Source organism: Methylotuvimicrobium buryatense, assembly GCF_005931095.1.
Taxonomy (GTDB): domain Bacteria; phylum Pseudomonadota; class Gammaproteobacteria; order Methylococcales; family Methylomonadaceae; genus Methylotuvimicrobium; species Methylotuvimicrobium buryatense.
In genome coordinates this window covers 4,774,775-4,796,455 of sequence record NZ_CP035467.1, presented here as the reverse complement: position 1 = coordinate 4,796,455, position 21,681 = coordinate 4,774,775, and the positions used below count along the sequence as shown (strand labels likewise).

13 protein-coding genes are annotated in these 21,681 nt (G+C 51.0%); 6 read left to right on the top strand and 7 right to left on the bottom strand.

Annotated elements, in window-relative coordinates; translation table 11 throughout:
• Window positions 1–5 precede the first annotated feature (5 nt).
• On the bottom strand, window positions 6–3,497 hold the full coding sequence (locus EQU24_RS21280) for a PD40 domain-containing protein (protein ID WP_175421715.1): 3,492 nt from the start codon (window positions 3,495–3,497) through the stop codon (window positions 6–8).
• Between the two features lie 420 nt (window positions 3,498–3,917).
• Complete coding sequence (locus EQU24_RS21275; protein WP_014150265.1) at window positions 3,918–4,493, bottom strand: DUF1318 domain-containing protein; 576 nt, start codon at window positions 4,491–4,493, stop codon at window positions 3,918–3,920.
• A gap of 942 nt (window positions 4,494–5,435) precedes the next feature.
• Here EQU24_RS21275 and EQU24_RS21255 point away from each other — a divergent pair.
• The 3 genes from EQU24_RS21255 to EQU24_RS21245 are packed head-to-tail and all read left to right on the top strand — an operon-like array spanning window position 5,436 to window position 8,396.
• Complete coding sequence (locus tag EQU24_RS21255; RefSeq protein ID WP_017841629.1) at window positions 5,436–7,115, top strand: carbon starvation CstA family protein; 1,680 nt, start codon at window positions 5,436–5,438, stop codon at window positions 7,113–7,115.
• Window positions 7,112–7,384 carry a cory-CC-star protein gene (locus EQU24_RS21250; RefSeq protein ID WP_014150268.1) on the top strand — a complete coding sequence of 91 codons (273 nt, stop codon included), beginning with the start codon at window positions 7,112–7,114 and terminating at the stop codon, window positions 7,382–7,384. The genes EQU24_RS21255 and EQU24_RS21250 overlap by 4 nt, the downstream gene beginning before the upstream one ends.
• A 4-nt stretch (window positions 7,385–7,388) precedes the next feature.
• Window positions 7,389–8,396 carry an ArsA family ATPase gene (locus EQU24_RS21245; protein WP_017841630.1) on the top strand — a complete coding sequence of 336 codons (1,008 nt, stop codon included), beginning with the start codon at window positions 7,389–7,391 and terminating at the stop codon, window positions 8,394–8,396.
• 18 nt (window positions 8,397–8,414) lie between these two features.
• Here the strand turns inward: EQU24_RS21245 and EQU24_RS23395 are convergent, their stop codons facing one another.
• Window positions 8,415–8,657, bottom strand: a complete 243-nt coding sequence (locus tag EQU24_RS23395; protein ID WP_328285803.1) for a hypothetical protein — start codon at window positions 8,655–8,657, stop codon at window positions 8,415–8,417.
• Between the two features lie 149 nt (window positions 8,658–8,806).
• Between EQU24_RS23395 and EQU24_RS21235 the strand changes: the two genes are divergently transcribed.
• Window positions 8,807–10,744 carry a TIGR03768 family metallophosphoesterase gene (locus EQU24_RS21235; RefSeq protein WP_017841632.1) on the top strand — a complete coding sequence of 646 codons (1,938 nt, stop codon included), beginning with the start codon at window positions 8,807–8,809 and terminating at the stop codon, window positions 10,742–10,744.
• A gap of 220 nt (window positions 10,745–10,964) precedes the next feature.
• On the opposite strand, the gene EQU24_RS21230 is transcribed toward EQU24_RS21235, so the two are convergent.
• The 4 genes from EQU24_RS21230 to gnd all read right to left on the bottom strand — a co-directional run bounded on the left by EQU24_RS21230 (window position 10,965) and on the right by gnd (window position 18,627).
• The gene (locus tag EQU24_RS21230) at window positions 10,965–11,816 is read right to left on the bottom strand and encodes a DNA ligase (protein ID WP_017841633.1); all 852 of its coding nucleotides are present in this window, start codon (window positions 11,814–11,816) and stop codon (window positions 10,965–10,967) included.
• A 113-nt stretch (window positions 11,817–11,929) separates the two neighbouring features.
• A complete protein-coding gene (locus EQU24_RS21225) occupies window positions 11,930–15,490 on the bottom strand; it encodes a translocation/assembly module TamB domain-containing protein (protein ID WP_017841634.1) in 3,561 nt (1,186 codons plus the stop codon).
• A 173-nt stretch (window positions 15,491–15,663) separates the two neighbouring features.
• Window positions 15,664–17,154, bottom strand: a complete 1,491-nt coding sequence (gene zwf / locus EQU24_RS21220) for a glucose-6-phosphate dehydrogenase (protein ID WP_017841635.1) — start codon at window positions 17,152–17,154, stop codon at window positions 15,664–15,666.
• Window positions 17,155–17,181: 27 nt separating this feature from the next.
• The gene (gene gnd, locus EQU24_RS21215; RefSeq protein ID WP_026130272.1) at window positions 17,182–18,627 is read right to left on the bottom strand and encodes a decarboxylating NADP(+)-dependent phosphogluconate dehydrogenase; all 1,446 of its coding nucleotides are present in this window, start codon (window positions 18,625–18,627) and stop codon (window positions 17,182–17,184) included.
• A gap of 861 nt (window positions 18,628–19,488) precedes the next feature.
• Between gnd and EQU24_RS21210 the strand changes: the two genes are divergently transcribed.
• Entirely contained in the window at window positions 19,489–20,127 is a 639-nt protein-coding gene (locus EQU24_RS21210; RefSeq protein ID WP_138767254.1) for a BPSS1780 family membrane protein, read from the top strand.
• Window positions 20,128–20,251: 124 nt separating this feature from the next.
• On the top strand, window positions 20,252–21,616 hold the full coding sequence (locus EQU24_RS21205) for a hypothetical protein (protein WP_026130273.1): 1,365 nt from the start codon (window positions 20,252–20,254) through the stop codon (window positions 21,614–21,616).
• The last annotated feature ends 65 nt before the right edge of the window (window positions 21,617–21,681 follow it).

Genomic DNA, 21,681 nt, shown 5'->3' with positions numbered 1-21,681 from the left:
TAAAGCTATTTAAGAGTCTTGAATCCATCCAGATCGAAAACCGCTAAATAATCGGCAAAAAGGCGGCGCGTCGGCAACCATTTGGGATTCGATTCCCGGATTATAATCTCAAAGGCTTGATTGAGCCTTGCCGGTATATCGATTGAAAATTGGCCGGGCGATACGCCGGCAAAAATACAGAGTTCCGCGGCCGTTTGCAGCAGGGCCAACGTTACCGAATCCATTGGGGCGCCGGCGTGAGCTCGCCAGGTATCGGCATCGGACAAACCTTCCTCGATATGACGGATAGCCGCACCCAGCCTACCTTGCATTACCGATAAGACGGCGAGATGATGACTGGCGCTTGCCGCTTCTTGAAGATAGGTTTCCTGCTCATATTCCTCAAAACGCTTCAAGAGCCATCGACGCCGCTCCCGCATCGCATCGAAGGCGGCATCGAAATTGCCGGCGCCGCGCTGGGCATGCGCCAAAAGACCGGCGACGATATGGCGGTAATCGTCTTTATCGAGCCGTCCGGCGCGAGTTTCATTTCGTCGCATCGGCTCATCGCTATCGAGTAGCGCCCAGGCATGACTTAATTCCGCGATGGCGGGTTCGTATTGCGACGTTTTTAGCAGCGACGCCCCGAGGCCTAAATGTGCTTTTAAGCGTTCGGCAAGGTTTTCCCCGGCAATTTCGGGTAACAAAGCGCGATAAAGATTTTCGGCCTGTTCATAGTCGCCTCCGACATAATGATAAAAAGCGCCTCTATCGATGACTAAAGCCCTGAATTCGGCGAGTTTGTCGCGATGGTCATCGATTAGCGTCTGCGCGCTTTCGATCTCGCTTTTCGAGGTTCTGTAGCGGCCTCTGAAATAATGACTGCGTGCCTTATCCAAACGGAAAGACAACTCTTGGCGAGGCCGGGTAAACGGCAAGCGAGCGCGTTCCTGAAAGTGGCGTAGCGCAATATGATGATTGCCCAAGGCGGCTTGCAGCAGACCTAATTCATGCAGCACGCTGGCTTTTCGGCGCGGATTGCGCGGTGCCAAGTCCAAGGCCAAATGATAATGAGTATGTGCGATCATCGCCATCTCATGATCGTGGCTGCGATGAAATTCGCGGTGCGCCAGATAGGCGTACAAATGATGAATTTCAGGGCTACGAGGCAAGACTTGCAAGGCCGGAAGAAGTAAAGCCATATCGCGGTCGACCTCCGTGCGGTGTTTCTCCAAGTCGGTGATCGCGTTGAGTCGCTGCCCCCTGAGATAAGCCTGCACGAAAGCCCATTCCGGCGCTTTCGACCGATCGGAATAACGGGTTTTATAGGCGGCCAGCAATTGCTCGCTGAATTTTCCGCTTCGAAGGCTCGCCTCAATATAGCCTTCATGCGCTTCCAACGATGTCGTAGTTTCGGTGATCTCATGAAATAACTCGGCGGCCTCAGTCGGATGTCCGCCGGCCATTTCGGCATAGGCTTTTTCCAGCACGATATCGGCAAAGATCGCCTCGGCGTGTTTCCGCTCGGGATGGCCGACTGGTACCGTGTCGAGCCAGAGTAAGCCCATTGTGTACAATAATTGTTGATAATCGTTGTACGCGGCATGATCGATTGCGCTCATGATCAAAGCGCGCCGCCGTTCGAAAGAGCCGGTCTCTTGAAAAAGCGAAGTCAAGTGATCCTGAGTGATGGCTTGACTAGCGGCATCGGTTGCCAGCAAATGCGATTCGATGGAAAGCATGAAGCCCAGCGGCGAATCGGGTTCGACCGTTTCGAGACGTTTTGCCAGCGATTGCCGTTGTTCGCGACGCGCAAGGCCTTGTAACAAGCTGCGTTTGTAAGCATCGGCATAACGCAGACGTTCGCGTTCGGAAAAGGCGGAATGTTCGGCCAGTTGCCGGAACATTCGAAGCAAGCGTTCGCGCTCATCCAAGAGACGTAAAAATTTTTGTTGTTGCATGGCGATCAGATGCAAACTGAAAGTATCCTTTTCGCCGGCCAAGTCCAATGCATCAGAAAGCGCTAAGGCTTGTTTTTTATCGCCTAGCACATCGAGTATCTCAAGGCGCGCCATCGCCGCCAAACGATGCACGGTGCTATGTCGAGCGCCTTGCCAACGAGACAGTCTATCCAGTCGCTCTTGCTGAGCCTGAATGAAGGCGGCATTAAGCTTGCCATGCGGGAGACGCTGTTCATCACGGCGGTAAGCCGTCAATTCCAACAAGACCTCAGTCCAATCGGCTAGCCAAGCATCGGCATCGTCTAAATCTTGCAGCAAGCGCAAATGATATTCGGTCGATTCGTATTCATGCAGGCTTAAGTGCTCCAGAATAATCCGGCGGTAAATTGCGATACGCTTGGCTTGGTCTTCAGTATCCGGCAACAGCCTTTTGAGCAAGAGCAAACGTTCCCAAGGATCGCGGGTGACTAAAAGCTCTTCTTCAATACGTTGCCGCGTCCAATCGGGCGGGACTAAGCCGCTCAAGGGCAGGCTATAGATTTGTAAATAACCGGCGCGCAAACAGGTCGCGATCAACTTATCTCGTGCCGGGGACGGATATTGGCAATTTCTTCGCCCGCTGGTCAATTGCTCGTAAGAGCCCCGCCGTATCGGGCTTACGGCATCGCCGTCGAATCGCGCGCGAAACAAGATACCGTTATCGCCGCCGTCGATTACGCCGTCGAAATTAGTGTCATTGAGAAATTGGGTAAAGTACAAATATTGTCCGTCCGGCGAAAAGGTAGGAAAACCCGTCGATCCCGGCATATCTGGGCGAAACAGCCGAGGGGATAGACCGGAAATCAACGGATGCAGGACAAATCCGGACGAGGCGCGCATCATGAAACTGAATTGCCCGGATGTCCCTTGTTCGAGTGGAACATAAACCAACCAACGCCCGTCCGGCGATACGGTGGGAGCGGCTATATTGCGGCTTAATAATAATTCGCCCGTGTCGCCGCGCCTTTGACCGACGGAATATTTACGAAGTTCATGCGTATCCAATAATCCGGTTCGGGTCAGCGCGCCAATGTGCAGGCTGTCCGGAAACCAAAAAACGTGCAGCACTTCGGTGTTTTCATCGGTTAAGCAACGGCGATCGCGCTGTTTGAAATGATATATGCAGGCATCGCCGGAGGCGTCTTCCTGATAAGAAATATACAATAAGCTTTGCCCGTCCGGGCTCAAGCGTGGTTGGCTCGTGTCGGCATTATCATCGAATACCAAGGTCGGCGCATTGCGCAATAGGCTTTGCCGATGAATCTCGGTGGTAGTGTTGGCGTTGCTTACAAAGGAAAGGGTTTCTCCGTCGTCGGCAAGTTGACCTTGGAAATGGTCGTAGCGCCCGGCGGTTAGGCCGACCATCGTTTCTAGTCGATCCTTGGGCGGATTCGCGCCGATTGCAACATTGCTCAGCAATCCGGAGGCGAGCAGACTCCATAGACATGTCTGCAGCCTGTTAGGATTTCGTGATAAATAACGTCCTGGAACTATGAGCGTTGTTGAGGGTTCGGTCACTCGCTTGACAGGACTCCGTGAATACGTCCGTGCTTGACGGCGGCGACTGATTGCCGAGGATGGCATGAATGCAGATTTTGCATTACGCCATGGGTGGCGTGTATTAGGGCAATGCAGGAGCAATTGCCGAGGAGAAAAAATCTGCCCTGCCGCCGACACCAGCCAATCGAGTAACCGAACCCTCCCTGAAATCATAAGTATCTACACATCTTTATCATTTAAAATCATGCTGTTATAAAGTTTCTTCTGGTTTATTATGAAGATAGGGACTAAAAATTGAGGTTTTTAATCTACTTATTTATCCTAGATCACAGAAGAATTAACTTAACTAATTGTTTTATAGAGCTGAAAACTTGTGTAGATACCTATGCCCTGAAATAGGGAAGTTATTTACGCCCCAGTCCTTGACGGAAAGAATGCTTATTCGCATTGTTTGATATCCCATTCGCCGCTGTCTTGTTGAACTTGCCCGCCGCAAACCAAGGCTTGCAAATGGCGCTGGCGCCAGATGTCTCTTATCTGCACCGAGCTGCTTTCGGGATTGTGTTCTTGAAGATAGCGCCAAAGTTGTTTACGGCTGCGGTTGACTCGCTGCACGGCTGCGCTGGTGCGTACCGTGGCGGCCGGGCCTGTGCAAGTCGCCGGCGTTTCAATCAACAAACCGCTACGCGCCTCACCGATACAGCGCCCGACCAGTAAATTATCCAAATAGTCGATTTCGCTCAACGGTATTTGCTGAAGTTGCACCAAACGGCCCAGTGCGTCATGGGACAAGTCAGTGCCGGCGGCTTCCAGTTGGCCACGCGTATAAGGGACGGCTTGCGGCACGATCGCCGATTCGCGCAAAGCATTCGCAAGCGTTAGCAATTCGCCGGCCGCTTGTTCTTCAAGAATGGTTTTGCGGTCCAGCAGCACGACATCGGGCGCACTGATACAAGCGGCAAGGGATAGCGCCAGCGCGAATGATATTGAAAATATTGTAAATCGAACGGTCATGATTGATTAAATGGATAACATTAGCATGCAAAAAGTTTCCTGATTTCGCAAAACTTTCAACCGAATCGGCAACGTATACTTCGCGCGGCCATGTTTGCGGATTTTATGGCAATGCTATTTTGTTCGGTAGCAAGACGCGAAAACAGGCGCATAGCAAGCTATGTAACTGTTTTCGCAAAGCTTCCGCTCCTGCTCACGCCCCTTACCTACATCCATGTAGGTAACGCCGCTATCGGACAAAAGAGCGCGCCAGAAAGCCGCAAATGTGGCCGCGCGAAGTATATATCCTGATTAGCAAGTTTCTTCAGCTAAAGCCCAAAGATCAGCATATCCTTAGCAGGATGGGGTCGCAATCCATGCACGTCAAGCTAAAACGGCCAACCCACATCACGCTCTTTCCCAAGCTCCAGCTTCCTGAGACCGACACAACCTTCGCACATTCTCAATCAACCCCGACTCGCTCGTTCAATCTTTCTTGATTGTCGGGAAGCTAGAGCTTCCTGAACAGATTACCCAAGCTGGAGCTTGGGTAATAGCATATTTTAGTTTTTGCGACTACGACTGGCCCCTGCTCGGACACTTGGCTTCGGCAAGCTGAAGCATCTTGCTAATCAGGACGTATATTGATGTTCATCATACCGTCTACATAAACAGGCTGCTATTTTGTTATACCCATCGCAGATCAAAATTCGGCACCAGGGTGTCCGTCAAAGGACGCCGTGAATACATCCCTGTAGGCTCTATGCCAGCTCCATGCTGGCAAAGCCTTTGCCGCACACCCTGACGCCTCCTCAGGCACTGCCCAAATTTGAAGTGCGAAAGGTATATATACCTTGTTCACGTCAAATTTCGGCAATGCCCGGGGCATAATTTTGATCCTCGAGGGGTATAATCGGCCGGATTTTGATAATCTAGGACACTTTTCTCTCAAGAGTCGGCTGAATGAATGCAATTTATTTGATGTTAATAGGCTTGGCTGCCATGGCGCTGGGTTATTTTGTCTACGCAAAATTTATTTGCGAAAAAATCTTTAAAGTCGATCCCATGTTTCTGACCCCGGCCCATGAATTGAACGACGGTATCGATTACGTGCCGACCAACAAATATGTACTTTGGGGGCATCATTTTACCTCGGTGGCTGGCGCCGCGCCGATCATCGGTCCCGCTATCGCCGTAATTTGGGGCTGGGTACCGGCTTTCGTTTGGGTTGTTTTAGGCACCATCTTCTTTGCCGGCGTGCATGACGCCGGCGGCATCTGGGCCAGTAACCGCAATCAAGCCAAATCGATCGGCTCATTGACCGGCGACATTATCGGTAAACGCGCCCGCAGTTGTTTCATGATCGTGATTTTTTTGTTGCTGCTGATGGTGAATGCGGTGTTCGCAGTCGTCATTGCCAGCCAATTGATTAGCTTTCCCAGCGCGACGATACCGGTCTGGGGAGCTATCGTTGTGGCGCTGATCATCGGCCAACTGATTTATCGCCGCTCCATCGGCTTGATGAGCGTAACACTGTTAGGCGTCATTGCACTGTATGCGATGATTTATGTCGGTGCCGAATTGCCGGTTTCATTGCCCGAGCAAGTGGCCGGTTTAAACGCCAACCAAAGCTGGATCATCATCCTGTTCGCTTATGCGGCGATCGCTTCGTTATTGCCGGTATGGGTGTTGCTGCAACCGAGAGATTACATCAACGGCATTCAACTGTTCATCGGACTGATTTTGTTTTACGGTGCAGTATTGGCTGCAGGCCCCGAGATTGTCGCTCCAGCTTTCAACACCGATTTGCCGGAAGGCACGCCGTCGATCATTCCGATTTTATTCGTGACCATTGCCTGCGGCGCCATTTCCGGCTTTCATGGCTTGGTGTCGAGCGGCACGACGTCCAAGCAATTGGATAAAGAGCCTGATTTGCGTTTCGTCGGTTATTTCGGCGCGGTCGGCGAAGGTTCGTTGGCATTGTCGGCCATCATAGCGACGACCGCGGGCTTCGCTACCTTGGGCGACTGGCAGGCGATCTATCACAGCTTCGGGCAAGGCGGCGTCGGCGCTTTCATCCAAGGCGGCGGCAATATTCTCCAGCAAGGTCTTGGGTTGGATAGCGTCTTGGCGGAAACACTTTTGACGGTGATGGTCGTCTTGTTTGCCGGCACCACGATGGATACTAGCTTGCGTTTGCAGCGCTATATCTTTCAAGAATGGGGCGTGATTTACCGGATCGGCTGGCTGCAAAAACCGCTTCAAGCGACACTATTGGCGGTCGGTTCGTGTTTGCTGCTGGCCTTCGGCGTCGGCGGCGACGGTAGCGGGGGGCTCTTGATATGGCCATTGTTCGGCACAACCAATCAATTGCTGGCCGGATTCACGCTCTTGGTGATTACGGTGATGTTGGTAAAACGCGGCCGGCCGATGTGGTATACCTTGGCGCCGCTGCTGTTTCTGCTGATCATGACCACGCTGGGCTTGCTAATTCAGCTGAAAAGCTTTTACGACCAACAAGACTGGTTCCTGTTGTCGCTCGACATCGTGGTATTGATTGCCGCCATCCTGATTTCGCTGGAATCGAGCTGGGTACTCGGCAAGCAAATCAAAGCCAATAAAGCCGAGGCCGTTAACCCATGAAATTGAGCGATCTAAAAACCCTGTTCAAGCAGGCCGATTATTACGCCGAAGAGTTCTATAACGCCCCCTATCGGGCGGCTATCGCCCGCGCCCGCCGTGAGCAGGACGATCTTTTCATGTTGCTGGTGTTTAGCGAAATGATGGGCGTGCCCAATCCTGTCAGTTATTACACACTGGAATTGCAGCCCATCCTGCTGGAACGTTTTCACGACTGGCATCGGCGAATGGGCATGGAGCACTCGCCGCTGGACCATATCAAATGCTGTTGACGCAATGAGTCACCTAACCGATAAGCGTATTCTGTTAGTCGGCGGCAAGGGCGGTGTGGGAAAAACCACGGTGTCCTCGGCGCTGGCCTTACTCGCCGCCCGGCGCGGAAAAAAAGTGCTGCTGGTTTCGACCGACCCGGCGCATAGCCTGGCCGATGCATTCGGCTGCCGAATCGGCGACAACATAACCCGACTGACGGCCAACATAGACGGACTGGAACTGGACCCCGACCGCGAAGTGGAACAGCACCTAGAGCGAGTGAGCGTCCAGTTGAAGCAGTTTGCCCGACCGGAAATGTACGGTGCGATCGAAAAACAAATGCGCTTGACCCGTCAATCGCCGGGCGCGCAAGAAGCCGCGATGCTAGAGCGGATTGCCAACACCCTGAAACTGGGTCTCAAGGACTACGATCTGACGATTTTCGATACGGCGCCGACCGGCCATACCTTGCGTTTATTAAGTCTGCCCGAGGCCATCGCGGCCTGGACCCAGGGCTTGCTGAACGCCAATCGACGTTCGGAAAAATTGGCTGAAGTTCTCGAGCACTTAACGCCTAAAGCCGGGCGCAGCATCGATAATCCGTTGTCCGATCCAAAAGAACATGCCACGGCAGACATGGATGCACGCACCAAGGCCATCGCTGAAACGCTGTTGACCCGGCAGCGCTTGTTGTTGCGAACCCGCGAACTATTTCAAGACAAAGAGCAAACGGCCTTGCTGTTTGTCTTGACGCCCGAAAAATTGCCGATTCTCGAAACCGCCCGCACCGTAAAAACCTTGCAGCAAGAACGGCTGCCTATAGCCGGCTTGGTCGTCAACCGTATATTGCCGGAAGAGGCCGGCGGCGATTTTTTAGCTCAACGCCGCCGGCAAGAAAAAATACACCTGCAGCAAATAGACCAAGACTTCGACGATCTACCGAGATATTCGATTCCGCTACAGGCAACCGACATACAAGGGATCGACGGGCTGAATGGGATGGCGGATTTGTTAAAGAATGCGGGGTTGTGACGGTATTTTCCAAATGGCTTATCGAGCGATAATCGGATGAAGGGTTCTTGCTCTGGGCCGATTTTCCAGCCCGCCCCGAACGTTTCGATTTGCTTGGGCCACGGTCGAAACGTTGAGGACGGGATTACAAATCCCGTCCTGCCAAGGTAGAGAAGGCGCCGCTTTGCCGTTGACCGGCAGATGCGTCGAAAACTGTTCCACCTCGCTAGTGCTTAGGTCACATGGATGGCGCTTGCCAACATGCAAAATAAAGCGTTTAATCCACTTGGTTTAGGCCTGTTCGGTACGAATGCTATAGTGCTTCAAACGAATCTTGGCTCGTACTTGATTCCATAATGTAGGTGAATTTTCCGAAGCCGGCACTGACGGTATTTTGCATTTAAGCCTGGTGCACATAAAAGGAGAAACCAATGATAAACGACGATCTTAAAAGTAGGGAAAACTCAATGCCGGGCAGCGGCATATCGCGCCGTGACTTTATAAAAGTTACCGCTGGCAGCGTCACATGCTTTTCTTTGAGTTCATGGATGCTTGGATGCGTCACCCATGACAGCGGGTTTGCCAAGGTCGCGAGTTACCCGATTGATTCCGATGTTTATACTACCCTCGATAGAACCATCAAGCCCGAGCCAACATCAGGGGCTATTTTGCCTGAATATCTCAACCGGATTTCAGAATACGATCAAAATGGATATGGTGTCTGGAGTTATGGCGAAGCGCTAGTTTGCGAACAACGCTTCGATATCATGGGAGTCTATAACCCTCCGGAAAGCAATCATCCTACAACACTGTTAAGATTTTTCAGTATCAGCGACATCCATATCACGGATAAAGAATCGCCTTCCCAGTTGATCTATATGCAGCAACTGAATCAATGTGGTTTTGAGGCAGGTGTTACGTCAGTTTATTCGCCTGTCATGATGTACACACCCCATGTGCTAGACGCGGCGATCCAGACGGTAAACGCCCTGCACCAAAATCAGCCCATCGACTTCGGCATCTCATTGGGGGATGCCTGCAACAGCACGCAGTACAACGAGTTGAGATGGTATATTGATGTCATTGACGGCAAGGTTATCAAACCCAGTTCCGGTGCTCATGAGGGCGCCGATGACATCGACTATCAGAAACCTTTCAAAGCCGCAGGGCTCGACCCGTCGATTCCCTGGTATCAAGCCATCGGCAATCACGATCATTTCTGGCTTGGCTCCATCCCGCCGGACGGTAAATACGGGGATGACCCGAGCTTGCGGGAATCTTGCACCAGCGACGAAGTCATTGCCATGTCAAATGCGCTTTGCCGCGCTAACGACATATATAGCTATAAAACCCCTGAAGAGACACTGTACTATATGGGCGTCATTGATGGTGCTACCCCGAACGGGGAGATCGTAAAGTATGGTCAAGTTGAAAACTTCAGCGCGCCCCCCAAAGTCGTCGCCGACTCAGACCGCTATTCACTGACCAAGATGCAGTGGGTTAAAGAGTTTTTTAACACCTCGACCGAACCGGTTGGTCATGGCTTTAGTCTGGTTCCCACAGGACAGGAAGCCGGCTTTGCCTGTTACAGCTTCGTGCCAAAAGTAAATATACCCATCAAGGTGATTGTTCTGGATAACACCCAGAGGGAGGACGACCAATCCACCAGCATCCATGGGCATGGTTTTCTTGACGAAGCCCGCTGGCAATGGCTTAAAGCGGAGCTTGCGGAGGGTGATGATCAGGATCAACTCATGATCATTGCGGCTCACATACCCATTGGCGTTCAAAAAGCAGGTACCTATATGGAATGGTTTGATAATTCCGCCAACCCCGATGAGCCGCAAAATGCGGTAGACCTGCCCGAATTGCTTGAAGAACTTCACAGCCATCCCAATCTGCTGATGTGGATTGCCGGTCATCGTCATGTGAATGCCGTTAAGGCATTTGAATCACCTGATCCGGTCGACGCTCCTGAAAAAGGTTTCTGGCAGGTGGAAACCTCATCACTGCATGATTTCCCGCAGCAATTGCGTATGTTTGATATCAAGCTCAACAGCGACTATACGATTTCCATCGTCACGACCAACGTTGATCCGGCAGCCAAAGAAGGAACGCCTGCATGGACCTCCCGCAAGTATGTTGTCGCAGCGCAGCAGATTGTCAACACTGAGTCGATATATCAAGCGGATAACAGGTCTAACTACCTTGTCGATCCAGCCACCCAAAACGAAGCTCGCGTGGATGGCAAGGTCGTTATGGATCCGAGCATTCGGCCGATGCCGACGGGGTCGTATAATGCCGAACTACTCAAACAACTGAGTCCGGCAATGATGGCGAAGATGCAGGTGCTGTTCCCCACAATATAAGCAGATCAGAGTCACCGATATCCCACAGAGCGGAAGGTTGGCCTTACATTTGACATTCAGACCTCCTTTTTCTAATTTGAAATTCAATATTTTTTTGATTCTTGGATTACATGGATGTGACGCTACGCATTGCCATCCCTGGCGGAATGACCCGCTTTTCCCTTAAGTTGGCGCCTATGGGAGCGAGCCCTAGGCGCGAAAGTGAGCAGGCTGACAGAACTCAAGGTTCATCGCGTATTCTGATGAATACGGCAAAACGAGGAATGCCCTTATCGGTGTAGCCTTGATGACGAAAGCTAATAAGGCTGCCCAGAGGCGGCGGGTCTTCTCTTTCCCGCTGGCTGAATCCGGTGCCGATGTAAAATTCCTTACCGTTTTCGGCTCGGACTTTAAGAGAGCCCATCTTGCCGACAAATTGTCCTTTGCCGGGACGATAACCGATCACGACCGCTTCCGCATCGTCGTAAGGTTTTAATTTAAGCAACCGATTGCTGCGGCCATGCTGGTAAAGACTGTCTTGATGATGCAGCATGAGGCCTTCGCCGCCTTCGGCCACGACTTGATCCAGTTTCTGTTTTAATTCGTCGGGGGATACGACTCGGAATTGCTTAATGAAATTCAGATACGGCGTATGCCGTCGCTGTGCCATTTGACGCATTGCGGCGACCCGTTCTGAAAAGGGTTTCGGATTGTCAGGCAGGTCAAAGACCATCAGTTTTATTTTCTCCCAGCCGGAATGAGGAGCCTTGCGACTGACGATTGAAACGGTCTGCTGATATTGACCTCTTGCCAACCATAGTTCACCATCCAGCGTTACATCGGGAAAGTCTTCGATGAACCAGTCTGGCGCATGGAGTAGGTGGCCGTTTTTAGAAATCAGTTGTTTTCCGTCCCAGCGCGCCCGGACCCCATCAAGCTTTTCGCTGACCCAATATTCCGTGACATCGATCGACGGATCGAAAACTTTGGCCTGCATGATGTCTGGTTTTTCAATGGCCGCGGCGCTTGCAACAAACAGAAATATCGGGATAAGCAGCAGGCGGACTAAGTTGAATCGATTAGCTTTGTTCATGCTGTTTGCTCCGTTGGTGGACCGAAATGCTATAGGGTAAGGTCCATAATCAAGAATTCTTATGAATAATCACTCCAATCGCAGGCCTTATTTTTCTTGATTCGAAACCCCATCTACTCATTTAATTGCAAGAGCGGCGCGACATGGCGGCTCATGAAGGGGCCTAATGGGATACCGCGGATTTCTTCGATATCGATCAATGCACCGCCGATGCCGCCGAGATCGACTTTCATCGAGGCCAGCCCTTGCGCCATCTCCATTCTGACAAAATTCGGATAACCGAAGGCCAAGGGTAGACGCAGCTTATTGAGCGCCGGATCTTCGCGAAAAGGGTCTAGCAGGTCCAGTAATTCGACCAAGTGTTGCCGGCTCAGACGCAAAATTTGCAGTCGCCCGTCGATTTCAAGTTTGGCTGGTAAAAACACGAAGGCCATGTTGCCGTCGATTCTTTCCCGGCTCTCACCGATTCTTAAACCGGTGGCATTGCCGCGAAACTTGAATCGTTCGGCGCCGGGAAAATAATCGACGATCAGTTGCCCCGAAATCGTGCCGGCGCCCTTTTTGAGTTTGAGCTTATTGAGTGAAAATACGTTGTTCTGAATGTGCAGGCTTCCGATGATCGGCGCCGCTTCCAGATTTTTCCAGCGTATCCGGCCGATTTTGAAGAAACTTTGGTTGCTAAGGAACGGTTGGACATCTTGATAACGAATACGAGCGAAGTGGTTGCGCTCGGAATCGTGAACGAGCGAAAAGCCGTTTTCGGCGTCCCATTCGATAGTTTCGGACAGTTGCACGCGGCCGTTTAGTCCGTCGACGTGGAGCTCCTGATCGGGTAGTGCCGCGTTGACATCGTTCAAGTTCAAGGTGGCTTTGATATTGAACAATGTGCCGTCGCTGGAGTTGATCGTAATCGGTGCGCTTAAGGCGCCTCGACCTTGAAACAATTCAGGGGCGGTATCGAGTTCCGCCAAAGATTGCGTTATTTCTCCGTTCAGGTTTAGTTCCCGCCATGATGATTGCTGTATTCCGCCGCTATCGACGACGCCGACTCGGTTCAGCGTTTTGTTTAAACTAAGCCGGGTACCGCCGCCCCGGTTATTCAGGGTCAGGTCGTCCAACACGAAAGATTCCAGGCGACTGGAATGCGCCCGGCCGCTTAGGCTCAAGTCGCGGATCGGGTATAGCGGAAAATAACTTTGTTCGGCGTTCTTTAGGCTGCCGTCTATGCGAATTTCGATATCGCCGCCGGCCAATCGCGAATCGCCCGTGATGTCCAATTGATGAGTCATTTCGGTTAACTCGATCACTTCGTTCCGCTCGTTGATCGATAGAGACGGTGCGGCTATATTGACGCCGGCTTGAATCTTACGGCCGCGTTGCCGGCCGTTTAACGCTAATTTGAGCACCGGCGCTCGAATCGATAATTCGTTATCGCGGTAGGCAATATTATTGAGATTGAGGTCGATTTGCTGGCTGGCTAGTAATTTATCTGCAAAGCCGGATGTCAAAACCGGCATTCCGGTGTCGGTATTGGCTTCGAGCAAACCTGCGATTGTTCCTCGCTGCGTGAGCTTTGCCGAGAAAGTTTGCCAATCGACCGCATGCGCCTCCGGTAGCCATTTTGCCAGCATGGCCGGTTGTTTCAGTTCTAAATTGCCGTTGTGTCTAAGGATGGCGGAGCTTGATTCGAATTCGGCGGTCGCTGCGGCGGACAGTTGCGAGCCTATAGCCATTGTCATGCGCGCCGTCGATTTTGTGGGGGCGAATTCAGCACTTAGACTGGATACGGGGTCTTGTTCGAGCAGGACGTCATTCAGGCGGGTCTGCTGCGAAGTTAAATTCAAATCGAGGCTATGCCGGTTTTCGCCGCCATGATGCTTGGCATGCAGTTGCACGACGGGAAACTCGGCCGTTAATTCGGAATCGTGAACTGCAATATTTTTTACCGTCGCCGAGAGTTCATGGTCCAGCGAGATCGCCTGGGGCTGGTCGATATTTCGATAGCGGCCTTGAAGCTGTGCCTCAGCGGCCGTTTTTTCGAGGTTTACGTTAGCCAGTTGCTCCATATTCACCGGTAGCTTCCGAACTAAAGCGCCAAGTGCGTCGGTTTGAGCATTGATAGCAGTATTCAGGTTCGCATCTTCTAGCGTGGCGTTGGCATCGAGCGTTAATTCGTCCACAGTGCCAGTTAGGGTTAATTCGGCATGAGAGGGCAAGGATTGCGCTTCGTTCGGTTCGAAAATAGCCAGCGTCCATTGTAAATTCGTTTGTTCAATTGGTGTTTGCTCAGAGTTGAACTTAAGCGCCGAGACATTCAATACGCCCCCTGCAGAAAAAGGTCGGTCCAGGCGCATCGGGAAATTCTCGGCATTAACGGTTAGTAACGCGCGCTGCAATTCCAGTTCGCTTGCGGCCGCATCCAGGTAAGAGACTTTGCCGATCGGAATGCTAAGTTGAAAATCCGCTCGTTCGGGCCAGTCGATAGCGCCGTTCAGTTGCAACGATAGATTCTTTAAGTCGAGTTTTTGTCCATTTTGATCAGACTTGATCGATTCGGCTTCACCGTCGACGCTGAGTTTTATGGCTTGATCGTTGCCGGCAATGCTTTCGATGCGGTAATTCAGACGCATCGATTCGACATCGGTGTCCGGAATTAATGCAGGCCAGGCCGCCAGCAACGGATCGACGTGTATACTGCCTGAGCCGGTTTGCAACAGCGGTAGCGGCGCATTATCCGGCCAGTTCGCGATCAGTTCGGCCTGCGCCGCCGTATCCAGCAGTTGCAGCTTGGTCAAGTTCAGTTTGGTGTCGTGCGCCTCGTTATCGAAAAGGGCTTGGGCATCGATATCGATAATGCTGCCGCCAATCGCCAAGCCGCTATCGAAAGTTTGCCGGAGCAAATTGCTTTGCACGCTTAATCGAACATTGCGGCTGGCGTCGATAGTCAGATTCGATGCGAAGCCCAGGTCCATGCTGCGGGTTTGTTGCGTCTCGGTTTGGTAATCGCTTAATTGCAAGCCTTCTGAGCGTTCGGCCGAGTCTATCTGTATGCGCGCCGAAACATCGCCAGGAATCAAGTAGGCGGTCGCATTGATATCGATGCCGTCGAGCCGTTGCCGGCCGATCAAGTCGCCGCGAGAGTCTAGCTCGGTTTGCGAGAGACTTAAACTGTTGAATCGAGCATGCTCGACCAACACCGCCATGGGCAGATCGGCCAACTGCAAGGTATGGGATAGTGGTTGTTCAGGGTCGTCGTCCGGTGCATCGTCACGAAATAAATCCAGAGTCGATAAGCCTTCTTCTTGTAAGACCGTATGGATAGCAAGTTCATCTATCTTGAATTCGCGCAACGTAAATTTACGGCTGAGTAGCGATCGGTAAGACCAGTGCGCGCTGAGACGGCCGAGGTCTAGCAATAAAGGTGTATGGCGACGATGAATTTCAGGCGCGCTGATTTTTAAACCGTCGATTTGTAGGCGGCCGCTTAGCGGTGCCAAATCCATATTTCGATAGTCGATCGCGATGCCGTGCGGCAAGGCCAATTGCCGGTTTAGCCAGGTTTTAAAACTTGGACGATCGAGATTGGCAAGCAATAGCGTTATACCAAGCATGAAAACCGCCAACAAACTTGCCGGCAACGCCAGCCAAAAAAGCCATGAACGGAAAAGAGTCATAGCGGGCAGATTAAGCAATATACGCCTTGGGATCAAGCGGTTAAAAAACTTGTACGCCAGGATGGTAAATTATGCCAGTCGTTTACGCTTTTGTGAGCAGTGATTGGCGCCGTTCGAGGTGTAAAAGGCTTTGTTTTCGTTCGGCGTTGATATTTCGAAAGAGGATTTGATCGCTATTGGCACCACTCCGGCGTCAACGAGGTACGCCAGAATTGATCTTCTTTTTCGAACAAACGGCGGCTTTCGGCGGGGCCCCAACTGCCGGCCGGATAAGTCGGGATGAAGTCGCGCTCTACGGCCCAGGTTTGCAGAATCGGGTCGACGATGCGCCAAGCATATTCGACTTCATCGAAGCGCAGGAACAACGAGCTGTCACCTTTCATGACATCGAGCAATAAATCTTCATAGGCGTCGATCGCTTTTTCATCGCTGTTTCGAAAACCGGCATCCAGGCTGCTGGTCCGTGTGCGCATTTCCAGGCCCGGTTCTTTGACGGTCATTTCCATGCGAATGCGTTCTTCGGGTTGAATGCTCAACAGCACCCAATTCGGATTCATGCATTGCACATGCGTATCGCGAAAAAACTGCAGCGGCGGATGACGAAAGCAAATCGAGACGACCGATTGCCCTTTGGCCAGTCGTTTACCGGTCTGTAGATAAAACGGCACGCCCCGCCAGCGCCAGTTATCGATGAATAATTTCACGGCAGCATAGGTTTCTGTAATGCTATTGGGCGGAATGTTCTCTTCCTCCAAATAACCCTTTACCTTTTCCTTGCCGATCGTGCCTTTGGCGTATTGGCCGCGATAGGCATGCGCGTGTACTGCCGATTTGGGAATTGAGCGAATCGATTTTAAGACCTTGACCTTCTCGTCGCGCAAGGATTCCGCTTCCATCGACGCGGGCGGTTCCATCGCAACCAGTGTCATCAGTTGTAGTAAATGGCTTTGCAGCATGTCGCGCAAAGCTCCTGCCCCATCGTAATAGCCGCCGCGCGTGTCGATACCGATATCTTCGGCATGGGTAATCTGAACATGGTCTATGTAGTTGCGGTTCCACAGCGGCTCTAGCATGACATTCGCGAAGCGGAATACCAATACATTCTGCACCATGCCTTTGCCTAGATAATGATCGATACGGTAGATCTGTTCTTCGCTTAAAAAGCGTCCGATCCGTTTTTGCAACGATTGCGCGCTGTCCAGGTCGTAACCGAAAGGCTTTTCGATGATAACGCGTTTCCAGCCGTATTCTTGATTCAACAATTCGACTTTGCTAAGCGACTCGATGACATTACCGAAATCCTCAGGACTGATCGCGAGATAAAATGCGATGTTTTTGGGAAAATCCTCATTCTTGCTCAAGGTAACTGCCAGACCTCTATAGCATTCAGCTTCATCGAGATTGCCTCGATGGTAGGAAAGCCGTTCGCTGAACCGTGCGAATACGGCCTCATCGATACCTTCACTGACCTTCGTGCCGATCATCTCTCGGATCTCTTCTAGCCATTTTTTTTGATCCCAAGGCCTTCGGCCGATGCCGATAATACGACTGCCTTCCGGCAGTTTGTTTTCGAGTTCCAAATGATAGAGTGCCGGCATCAGTTTAATTCGGGATAGATTGCCGGTTGCTCCGAAAATGACATAGGTACAGGGTTCAGCAGACATAGAATCGACTCGTGTTAGGCGTATAGTTTAAACGTTATAAGTAGATGATGCGGTTTTGCCGCCGTGCCCGGTCCAATCGGTATGAAAAAACTCGCCGCGCGGCCGGTCGGTACGTTCGTAACTGTGCGCTCCGAAATAATCGCGTTGCGCCTGTAACAGATTTGCGGGTAAGCGCGCCGTCCGGTAGCCGTCGTAAAAGGCTAGCGCACTGGAAAACGCCGGGGCCGGAATACCGAGTTCGATGCTGAGTATGACGGCTTTTCGCCAGCCGGGTTCGGCCTGCCGCATTGCATCGACGAAGAAATCGGCCAACAGCAAATTTTCCAAATCGGGATTGTTGTCGTAAGCCTGTTTGATGTCGTTTAAAAATGCGCTGCGTATAATGCAGCCGCCCCGCCACATCAGCGCGATTTCTCCGTAGTTCAGCGACCATCCGTATTCTTTCGCCGCCTCGCGCATGAGCCGGAAACCCTGCGCGTAAGAAATGATTTTCGATGCATATAAGGCATTGCGTATGGTTTCGATAGCTTCTTCTTTGTTTACCTCAAAACGGTTGACCGGTTTAGGCAGTTTTAGCGAGGCATTGATGCGTTCGTCTTTCATCGCCGACAGGCAGCGCGCGAAGACGGATTCGCCGATCAGTGTCAGAGGAATGCCCAAATCCAGCGCATTGATGCCAGTCCATTTACCGGTGCCTTTTTGGCCGGCCGTGTCGAGGATCTTGTCGAGGAGCGGGCTGCCGTCTTCGTCTTTATAGGCAAGAATATTGGCAGTGATTTCGACGAGATAGGAGCTGAGTTCCGCGTGGTTCCATTCGGCGAAAATTGTGGAAATTTCATCGGCAGAAAGACCGAGTCCTTCGGACATTAGTTGATAGGCTTCGCAAATGATTTGCATGTCGCCGTATTCGATGCCGTTATGGATCATTTTGACATAGTGGCCCGCGCCGCCATCGCCGACCCATTCACAGCAAGGCTGGCCGTCGACTTTCGCGCTGATGGCCTGCAAGACCGGTTTGACGCGGCTCCAGGCGTCCGGGTGACCGCCGGGCATGATCGAAGGTCCGTGTCTCGCGCCTTCCTCGCCGCCTGAGACGCCGGTTCCGATATATAGTAAGCCTTTTTCCTTTAGCGTACTTGTGCGCCGGTCGGTGTCGGTAAATAGCGAATTGCCGCCGTCGATGATGATGTCGCCGGCATCGAGTAGCGGGGTTAGTTGCTCGATATAATGATCGACCACGGTTCCGGCTTTAACCATTAACATCACGATGCGCGGTGTTTCCAGCTGTTCCACGAGATCTTCTATCGAGTAAGTTCCGATGATTTGCGTGTCTCTCGCCGGCCCTAGAAGAAATTCGTCGGTCTTCTCGGTCGTGCGGTTGTATACGGCTACCTTAAAACCATGATCATTGATGTTGAGAACTAAATTCTGGCCCATGACCGCCAGGCCGATTAAACCGATATTCGCTTTCATATTGAGGGCTCCCAAAGCCTTGTTTTTAAGCCTCATAGTAGCACGGGGGCGATTTTTTGCACGGCTACATTCGATGCAAGACGAATCTTTTTCTTTATCGGAAGCTGCCGAATTTGGACCGATCCCGGGTTGTCGGTATACTGAAGCGTAAGGCCTTTGTTTTTATGAACTTTCGGTTAAAATTTATACCCATCGGAGATCAAAGTTCGACGTTGGGGTCTGTCAAAGTCCCAACCTTAAATTTTTCAATGAGTTTAGGTGCTGGGTGAATGTTGATTTTACAGAAGCAAAAAATCGACCGAACACACTGTGCCTAGGGTGCACTACTATTAAGGTAAGCCATCACAGTAATAAGTATTTGTTGCATTCAGACTCTACTGTGCCTCAAAAGCTTGCCATCCATTGCGGATGACGGGCTTCCCTTAACTTAATGGCAGTGGTGCCTAGGGTGTCGAGATTTACCGATTTTCATGTCAGATAGAATGACTGCTTTATGGGTTTTGAGAAAATAACTAGCGCTTTATAGCCTATGATCATCAGCAAATTCCATGATAGTTTGAGCGCCGTAGGGTGCGCATCGCGCACCTTTCCACGGTGCCGTACCGACAAGAGCCCGACCAGGTGCGCGATGCGCACCCTACGCCTGGCACTTAAAAACCTATGATCACCAACAACTTCAAAAATACTATTGAGTTTAAAACGCGGGAACACAGTAATTAGCTAAAAAAGCTTTTTTAGACAGCCTACCCTGTGCCTCATTAGGCACTGCCGAAATTTGAAGTGCGAAAGGTATACGTAAGGTATGTTTGATTGAATCGATTTAAAATAGATCTCGATAGACAATAATAATTGTAGGAGAGCATGATGGAAGATACAGGTTATACAATGAAAGATGGACGGCAGTGGTTTGTCGATGGTTGGAAGCTGTTTACTAAAAACCCGCTGATGCTAATTCTCGGCACCGTGATCTGGATTCTTCTGGAAGTCCTGCTAGCACTACTTCCAGTAATTGGTGAGATATTAGACGGTTTGATCTTTCCGGTGATGTATGGCGGATTTTTGTATGCAATTCGAGAAGTTGACGAGCAGCGAAAGGTGAAAATCAGCCATTTTTTCCAAGGCTTCATTGATTCGTCCAAGCTTAAACCTTTGTTGATTCTCGGTTTGTTAATGGTATTCTTCGAAATTATTGAAGCGGGATTAACCGTAACACTCGGACCTTTCACGGCACTGATACTAGCTGCGCCATTGGGTATCTTGGTCATTTCAGCGTTGTTGTATTCAGTACCCCAAGTAATGTTTAGTGACAGCAAGCCGGTCGATGCAATCAAAAGTAGTTATTACAATTGCGGACGCCATATTTCGGCGATGATCACGATTTATCTGTTTTTGATACTCTTTGCAGTACTGTCTATCATCACGATTGGTTTGGCGATGATCGTAATCATGCCGGTTACGTTCTGTGCGTTTTATATCAGTTATAAAGCGATTTATCGATAGCATTAACTAGGTCTATTTTTCAGTCATACCTGGCGGAATATCGAGTCCTGCTTTAGTTGGATATGGGAAACCCTCTATACTAAATTATTGTACGATCTAGTACGTGTTTTTTGGAGTATATGAAATGGCTAGCTATGATCTAATCACTCGGCAATTCTACCCACTATCCATAACCTTGTTCGGATTGTTGTGCTTTAATTCATCGGCTATGGCTCAGCAAACTGAAGCAATAGCGTCAGATGACGCTATTCAATCCGCTATTGAACAAGAGCTCCCCTACCTGGACCGGGATTCGAAAAATTATAAAACCCCATTGGCCGGGGAAGGTTTCAGAACCGAGTTTCTCGGCGAAGAAATTATTGTCGATCCGCGCGACAGAACATCGGTGAATGCTTGGATGCTTGGCCTTCAGTACAACACGCCGGGGCCCGACGATCGGGACATCTTTCCCATAGGCAGTCTGTATTTTTGGCGGCAACCCGAACAAAGCAAATTGTTTTATGCAAATATTGCCGGGGCATACAACGACCTGTTCTACGGCGAACAGTTGCCCGATTGGGGCGATTTTCAATATGCATTAGCATTTAGGAATTTTACACCGCCGACCGCGATGAGCGAGGCTGTCGACGGACGAAGGGTACTCGATGAAGAAATGTACTGGGGGCGTTTACAATGGGATATCGGTCTCGGCTATCGGACTCAAGTCGATCCCGGTTATAACGATAATATCTTCATGGCCAATCTGTATTTCGAACCGGGTTTTTTATATTTCAGCAAAGGTGGCGAAGCGGCCGATAATCTGCTGGCGCCTCGCGATACCGTTGAGCTCGGCTCTCGCCTGGAAGTGAAATACGACGGTCTAAAACGGAATGTTTTGTGGCTAGCTCACGAAGGTTTTGCCGCCGGCGGGAATCTGGTCTACGGCCACCGCGTGAATTGGCGCGATTGGGGGCTCGATGGCAATCAATATCGCGCTAACGATTCTCGGGATCATTTGAGATTCGATGCCTATGCTTTAGGTGCCACCGGCGTTCCGTTTATCGATAGCGATAGACACCGGCTTCTAGGCTCCGTCCATGGCGGTACTGGCGCCAATCTTGATCGGTTTTCGGCGCAACGCATCGGAGGCGGGGTTAATCCAATGGGTTGGGATTTTGCATCGACTGCCATGCCCGTACTCCCCGGCGCTTCGGTATGGGAATATTATCCCGAACACTATTTGATCGGTAATGCCGAATACCGCTGGGAGCCGATTTTTTTCAGCTACTTTAGCTTGCACGGAACTGCGGGTTGGTTGAATCCGGTACGTAATATCGGCGGCGAATTTAAAAGGAAAGAAACTTTTTATAGCGCGGTGGGCGGACGGCTTGCGACCGGTTTTCTCGGTGAATCGATGCTGGTCGTGGATGTTACCCATAATTTCAACGTACTAAGGGATGACGAGCGGGGCGGAAGCGACATTACTTTCTTTGTGGTGAAGGAGTTTTAATTTGCCGTTGCCTTGAAAGTTGAGGCGCAGGGCGGGTTACTCAACCCGCCCTGAAGGTCTTATGT